The 6,727-nt window shown below is 47.4% G+C and carries 6 protein-coding genes and 1 pseudogene; 6 read left to right on the top strand and 1 reads right to left on the bottom strand.

Annotated elements, in window-relative coordinates:
• Positions 1 to 430 precede the first annotated feature (430 nt).
• From AB7U36_RS15475 to serA, 6 genes and pseudogenes are all read left to right on the top strand, one after another.
• Entirely contained in the window at positions 431 to 769 is a 339-nt protein-coding gene (locus AB7U36_RS15475) for a cyclic nucleotide-binding domain-containing protein (protein WP_428160617.1), read from the top strand.
• A 35-nt stretch (positions 770 to 804) separates the two neighbouring features.
• The gene (locus AB7U36_RS15480; RefSeq protein ID WP_428160618.1) at positions 805 to 1,269 is read left to right on the top strand and encodes an OadG family protein; all 465 of its coding nucleotides are present in this window, start codon (positions 805 to 807) and stop codon (positions 1,267 to 1,269) included.
• Between the two features lie 62 nt (positions 1,270 to 1,331).
• A complete protein-coding gene (locus AB7U36_RS15485; RefSeq protein ID WP_428160619.1) occupies positions 1,332 to 2,459 on the top strand; it encodes a sodium ion-translocating decarboxylase subunit beta in 1,128 nt (375 codons plus the stop codon).
• A gap of 42 nt (positions 2,460 to 2,501) precedes the next feature.
• Positions 2,502 to 2,942 carry a DUF1294 domain-containing protein gene (locus tag AB7U36_RS15490; protein WP_428160620.1) on the top strand — a complete coding sequence of 147 codons (441 nt, stop codon included), beginning with the start codon at positions 2,502 to 2,504 and terminating at the stop codon, positions 2,940 to 2,942.
• Between the two features lie 398 nt (positions 2,943 to 3,340).
• On the top strand, positions 3,341 to 4,429 hold the full coding sequence (gene serC / locus AB7U36_RS15495) for a 3-phosphoserine/phosphohydroxythreonine transaminase (protein ID WP_428160621.1): 1,089 nt from the start codon (positions 3,341 to 3,343) through the stop codon (positions 4,427 to 4,429).
• Positions 4,429 to 6,011 (top strand): annotated as a pseudogene (serA, locus tag AB7U36_RS15500) (phosphoglycerate dehydrogenase). The gene serC and the pseudogene serA overlap by 1 nt, the downstream one beginning before the upstream one ends.
• A gap of 128 nt (positions 6,012 to 6,139) precedes the next feature.
• Here serA and AB7U36_RS15505 read toward each other — a convergent pair.
• A partial coding sequence (locus AB7U36_RS15505; RefSeq protein ID WP_428160622.1) for a class I SAM-dependent methyltransferase occupies positions 6,140 to 6,727 on the bottom strand: 588 nt, incomplete at its 5' end.

Below are 6,727 nucleotides of genomic sequence, written 5' to 3' on the forward strand. Positions count from 1 at the left end.
GCCGTGTTTACCACCAATAAGACCTTTCCTTTAAAATCAGCCATTGAGATGGTTTTGCCTTGAAGTGTTTCCAGAGAGATATCATAAATCGTCATAACAGTGTGCCTCCTTAATAAATAGTGCCTGAACGGAAACCCGTTTTTGAATCGCTCGTTGGAGGAGATTAGCTCACAAACTTGCTCAGAAGCAAGGCGAATAAACCTTATTTTTTATATGTGATTGACCTGGATCAGATCTTTTTGCACTCGACAGAATTTATAAAATATGCTTGAATGCTTATTTTCAAAGGAAGCTTGTTTCAAACTCCAATGATAATTTAAGGAGGCGTATGGACAGCTCTGCAGCATGCTTATCAGAATCTATCATCTTTAATGGGCTTGATGCCCGGGATATTGACAGTCTTGTACCGCTATTTTCAAGGTGGAGGGTTATGCCTGGTGAAATTTTGGCCCAGGCAGGTCATTGCGCCCAGTTTTTCTTCCTTATAGAAGAAGGTACCCTGCTTGTGACCATGAAAGAGGGAAGGGCGGTGGTGCTCAATAGGCCAGGGGATTTTGCAGGCCTGTCAATGGTGAGCCTGAACCGTACAAATACTGCCACAATTACAGTACTTGAAAAAGGGGTTGTCTGGGTTGTGCCCTGTCTGAATATCCTTGATTTGATCAGCCATGAGACGCCTGCTGCGGCCACAATTATGGATGGATGGCAGCAATTCTTTGCGGAAAAAGCGCCCTTTTGTTCAAATCCTGCCGAAACAGGCGTTGTTTAAGAGTTTAAGAATTAATAAAAAAAACGAGGTGTGTCTTGAATGGAGTTGACGCTGCCAGCGTTCTTTATGGACTTGAGGCCATAAACGCCAACAACGGATGGGCCATTTCAGTTGTGGGCATCACTATTGTGTTCACAGGACTTGTCTCCTTGTCCGCCCTGATCTCCCAGCTTCATAAGCTGGTGGCCCTGTATGATAATCCAGGGAAAATAAAAAAACTGTTCGTTTCAAGATCTGAATCTGCTGCCAGGGCGGGTACCCCTAAAGCGTACCTGGACCTCACAGAGGCTCAAAAACAGGTGTGCCGGCAGTATAATCTCTTGGCCCAGACCATGGATGATGTGATTTCTTTGCCAAAGCTTTTGCGCATGGCCGAGCTTTCCGGCCTTAACGATCCCCATGCCAACATGAATCTCCTGCTTAAGTCCGGCATTCTGTGTGCTGATGAACAGGGGTATTTCAGATGGGATGAGGATAGATTCATCCGTACCATTTCTTGATTTAATTAAGACTGACAGTTAACTACTTGATCCCCATGGGAAATTGAAAGAAATAAAAATCAATGACTGCTTTATTTTTAGAGTTTTTTCAGAATACCGGGTTTTATCTGTGTGACTACCGAAACCTTATCATGATCATCGTTGGCGTGATTTTTATATATTTGGGTATTGCAAAGGATTATGAGCCGTTGCTGCTGGTTCCCATCGGATTTGGCATGCTCGTGGGGAACATTCCTATTTTCAAGGGGCTGGGTCTTGGCATTTATGAAAATAATTCTGTTCTGCACTACCTGTATTTCGGGGTAACCCAGGGCATTTATCCGCCTTTGATATTCCTTGGCATCGGTGCCATGACTGACTTTTCAACGCTTCTGGCACGGCCGGTGCTCATGCTTTTGGGCGCTGCGGCCCAGGCCGGCATTTTTATCACTTTTCTGGGTGCGCTTGCTTTAGGTTTTCTGCCCAAGGAGGCAGCTGCCATCGGGATCATCGGCGGGGCAGACGGACCCACGGCCATTTTCCTGACCGCCAAACTGGCCCCGCATCTTATCGGGCCCATTGCTGTTGCGGCTTACAGTTACATGGCCCTTGTGCCGGTAATCCAGCCGCCCATCATGACGCTTTTAACCACGCGCAAGGAACGGCTCATCCGCATGGAAGATCAGCGTCAGGTCACCAAGCGTGAAAAAATAATATTCCCGGTTATCGTCTTTTTGCTCTGCTGTTTCCTGGCGCCCGCAGCCCTGCCGCTTTTGGGACTGCTGTGTTTTGGCAATCTCCTTAAAGAGGCTGTGGTGACAGAGCGTCTGGCTGTTACAGCACGCACGGCATTGATTGATATCTCCACCATTCTTTTGGGCATTACCGTAGGGGCATCCACCCAGGGAGATGTCTTTCTCACCCATAGCTCCGTGAAAATTTTTGTCCTGGGTGCGCTCTCCTTTGGCATTGCAACGGCAAGCGGACTATTGTTTGCCAAGTTCATGAACCTGTTTTTGAAAAAGAAGATCAATCCCCTGCTGGGTGCTGCCGGTGTTTCGGCTGTACCGGACTCTGCCCGGGTGGTACATATTATGGGCCAGCGGGAAGACCCCGCAAATTTTCTGCTCATGCATGCCATGGCCCCTAATGTTTCCGGCGTTATCGGCTCGGCCATTGCCGCAGGCGTACTTTGGAGCCTGATGCTTTAGGGCCATGGAAATTTTAAATTTAGAAAATGGTATCATATTAAATTGGAAGGACACAAAAATAATGGCAGAGAATTTAGGCAAAAGTTCTTTTCATTAGTCATAGTAAGTTCTTTCTCATTCATTCTATTCTACCTCTTTGAATCAAAGCACATATCATTTGAGGTTGTTTGCTTCTATGGAATTCTGAGTATCGTTGCATTTCTAATGTACGCTAAAGATAAAAATGCGGCTGAGCGGGGCAAATGGCGTACATCTGAAAGTACTTTGCATACTTTGTCACTGATAGGTGGTTGGCCAGGTGCCGCGATTGCACAAAGTTTCTTAAGGCACAAATCTAAAAAAGCATTTTTCAGGGTTATTTACTGGGTGACGATAATTGCTAATTGCTGTTTTTTATATTGGTTGATCACTCCAAGGGGTGGTATTTGGCTAAAAGCTATAATCCGAAAAATATATATTTTGGTTAACCAAACGCTCCACTAGGACCCGCAAGCAGGGCGCGTCTGTAAGACTGAACGAACTGGCAAGGGATCATTGGGCTATTGATATTTTTTCTGGTCTCATTACGGCGCATTCTTTCTGGCATGGGGGCTGCTCAAACAATTTTCAATTTATTATGTTGATGAAAAAGATGATCGTATCATAACAATCTTTTTTCATTCAAACTATAAGCGATTAAAGGTTTTTCAAATCGGCGGCTCCCATCGCAAATCCCCGGGCCGGGCAGAAATGATTTTTACATAAAGGCGGTTGGCCTATTGATTTTCATCTGCTACGGCGTTAATGAAAGGGGGTCGGATATCAAATTGCCTTGGGTTGTGAGGCAATGAAACATATAAGAACAATGAGAATAAAGAAAACCTCTAAAAGGAAGGTAAAAAATGACAGACCAAAGAATTTACAATTTCAATGCCGGACCTGCGGCGCTGCCGCTACCGGTTCTTCAAGAAATTCAGGCATCTTTTCTGAATTTCAGCAATTCAGGCATGTCCATAACAGAAATCAGTCACAGATCTTCTTATTTTGATGATGTGATCAATGATGCCGTGGCGCGGGCCAAACGTCTTTTAGGCCTGGATGACCAATACCATGTCCTTTTTATCCAAGGCGGGGCATCGTTACAGTTTGCCATGATTCCCATGAATTTTCTTTCCGGGGATCAAAGTGCCGACTATGTCAATACCGGAACCTGGTCCACCAAAGCCATTAAAGAGGCAAAAATTCAAAATAAAAAACATGTGGTTGTGGCCTCTTCCGAGGACAAGGATTTTTCATATATCCCTGGAGATATTTCCTTCAGCAAAGATGCAAAATATGTCCACATCACCTCTAACAACACCATTAAGGGAACCCAGTTTGCCAACTTCCCCGACACCGGTGGGGTTCCTCTTATTGCGGATATGTCATCTGATTTTTTTTCACGTCCTCTGCCCATGGAAAAATTCGGCATGATCTATGCCGGTGCCCAGAAAAACTTAGGACCCTCCGGCACCTGCATGGTGATTTTGCGCAAAGACCTTCTGGAAACGGCTAACCCGGATCTGCCTTCCATGCTCAAATATTCCACCTATGCAGAAAAGAATTCCATGTACAATACCCCGCCCTGTTTCGGCATATATACCATTGATTTGGTTCTCAAATGGATCGAAGAAGAGATAGGCGGCCTTGAAAAGATGGACGCATTTAACAAGGAAAAAGCAGGCATTTTGTACGATTTTATGGCGGCAAGCAATTTTTACCGGGGCACAGCCCGGCAGGATTCCAGGTCTTTGATGAACGTGACCTTCCGTCTGCCCAGTGAGGAACTTGAACAAAAATTTATCAAAGAGGCAACAGCCAAAGGTCTTGGCGGTCTCAAGGGCCACAGATCCGTGGGCGGATGCCGGGCATCCATTTATAATGCCACCACCATGGAAGGTATCAAAGCCCTGGTGGAATTCATGGATGCGTTTCAAAAGGAGGCCAAATAATGAAGGTGCTGGTCAGTGATAAAATGGATGAAGCCGGCATTGATATTTTCAGAAATCAGGAAGGTATAGATGTCGATGTCAATACCGGGCTTTCACCCGAAGAACTTAAAAAAATTATCGGACAATACCATGCCCTGGCCATCCGGAGTTCCACCAAGGTGACCGCAGACCTGCTTGAAGCGGCAGCCAACCTCAAGGTTATTGCCCGGGCCGGCATTGGCCTGGATAATGTGGACATTGATGCGGCCACCAAAAAAGGGGTTGCCGTCATGAACACCCCCGGCGGCAACACCGTGACCACAGCCGAGCATGCCATGGCCATGATGATGGCCTTAACCCGGAATATCCCCCGGGGCACCGCATCCCTGAAAGCCGGGCGCTGGGATAAAAAATTGCTCCAGGGCCGGGAAATTTTCAATAAGACCTTGGGCGTCGTGGGGTTCGGAAATATCGGCTCCATTGTTGCCGGACTTGCCAAAGGGATGCGTATGAACGTCATTGTGTACGATCCCAATATCTCTTCGGAACATATTGAAAAAGCCGGTTTTGAATATGTGAGTTTAGATGAACTCTATGCCCGGTCGGATTATATCACCATCCATGTTCCTAAAATGGATGCCACCATTGATTTACTGGACGCCCAGGCCTTTGAAAAGATGAAGACAGGCGTTATGGTCATCAACTGTGCCAGGGGCGGCATTGTCAATGAAGCAGCCCTGCATGAGGCCATCCAGTCAGGAAAGGTGGCTGGCGCGGCCCTTGATGTGTTCTCCACCGAGCCCCCGGGCGGAGACCATCCGCTGCTCCTGCTGGATCAGGTCATTGCCACTCCCCATTTAGGCGCATCCACCAAGGAGGCCCAGACCAATGTTTCCGTGGCTGCTGCCAACCAGATTATTGCCTATCTGCTGCACGACACCGTGATCAATGCCGTGAATGTACCGTCGGTGACCGGAGAGGTCTTAAGGCAGCTTAAACCCTTTCTTTACCTGGTGGAAAAAATGGGAAAAATGCAGGCCCAGATCACCAAGGGAGGCGTTCGCGAAGTCAACATTGAATACATTGGTAAATTTCCGGACCTTGATCTCAAACCCCTGACCATTAACGGAATCAAGGGTCTGCTCAATGAATATGTCAGGGATGAGGTCAATTCGGTAAATGCCATTTCCCTGGCCAATGAGATGGGGATCAAAATCACTGAATCCACGGCCCAGGAGGCAGGCAACTTCCTGAACCTGGTCCGGATGATCGTGGTTACAGACACCCAGACCAATATCCTGGAAGGCACCATCTTTGGAAAGGATGATGCCCGGATTGTAAGAATTAATAAATTCCGGTTAGAGGTTATTCCCGAGGGCCATCTGGGTATAATCACAATGTGGACAAACCCGGTTCCATCGGTTCCATCGGCCAGAAACTGGGCGAGCACAACATCAACATTGCCAGAATGACGGTGGGCCGTGAGGATGACGGAGATAGAAATATTATCTTTTTAAGAACCGAGACCCCGGTACCGCCTGATGTGGTGAAGGAAATTGAAGCCCTTGAACTCGTGGTCAGCATGACCACCTTTGAGCTTTAGAGATCTGAACTAAGGGACTGTAAGGTTTATGTTGCGGCAGATGATGCCAGATCATCTGCCGCAATTTTAAAAATTTTTTGACAGTCTTTCAAAGCGCCCACGGCGTATGAATGCGGCAGCCCTTGTCGTCACACAACCTGCCACAGCATCACGCCCTGGCAAACGGTCTGCTTTTGATGAAAAATTCCGTCAACAGCCTGGCGGGTTACATGGTCTTTTAACTTTTGGCGGATTTCCGGCGTGACCTCTGTCATGCCCTGGATAAAAAAGATAATATTTTCCACCGCTTCATCAATGGTCTCTTTGCGGTCATGGGACCAGACCTTAAAATCGGTCTGGGGACGATATCCCAGGGCGTAAACATAGGTGAAGGGGTAGATGAAATCCCATGACGTGGATTCAAGCTCCTGGCCGGTGATGTGCTGCCACAGATCGTTGTAGCAACTGCGCCAGCCACCGCCGGAAAAGGTGCTCAGGTAGCAGAAGTTTCGGGAGGCTTGCATAAGTTTTTCCAATGTCCCGGGATCGCAAACGCCAGGGCTCATGGAGGAAAAGACCAAGTCGAATTGGCCGGCCAGGTCCTCTTTTTCCACATCCACATCCTGCCATGTCTGCTGACTGATGCGGATTTGATCCGGGCCAATACCCCTGGCGGACATCTTTTTCCTGAGTATTTCAACCATGCCGCCGGAAGGTTCCAGCGCGACCACTTTTGC

Source organism: Desulfobacter sp. (assembly GCF_050177295.1).

Coding starts and splice junctions, on each gene's coding strand:
- AB7U36_RS15475 (WP_428160617.1), top strand. CDS start 431: ATGCCTGGTGAAATTTTGGCCCAGGCAGGTCATTGCGCCCAGTTTTTC.
- AB7U36_RS15485 (WP_428160619.1), top strand. CDS start 1,332: ATGACTGCTTTATTTTTAGAGTTTTTTCAGAATACCGGGTTTTATCTG.
- serC (WP_428160621.1), top strand. CDS start 3,341: ATGACAGACCAAAGAATTTACAATTTCAATGCCGGACCTGCGGCGCTG.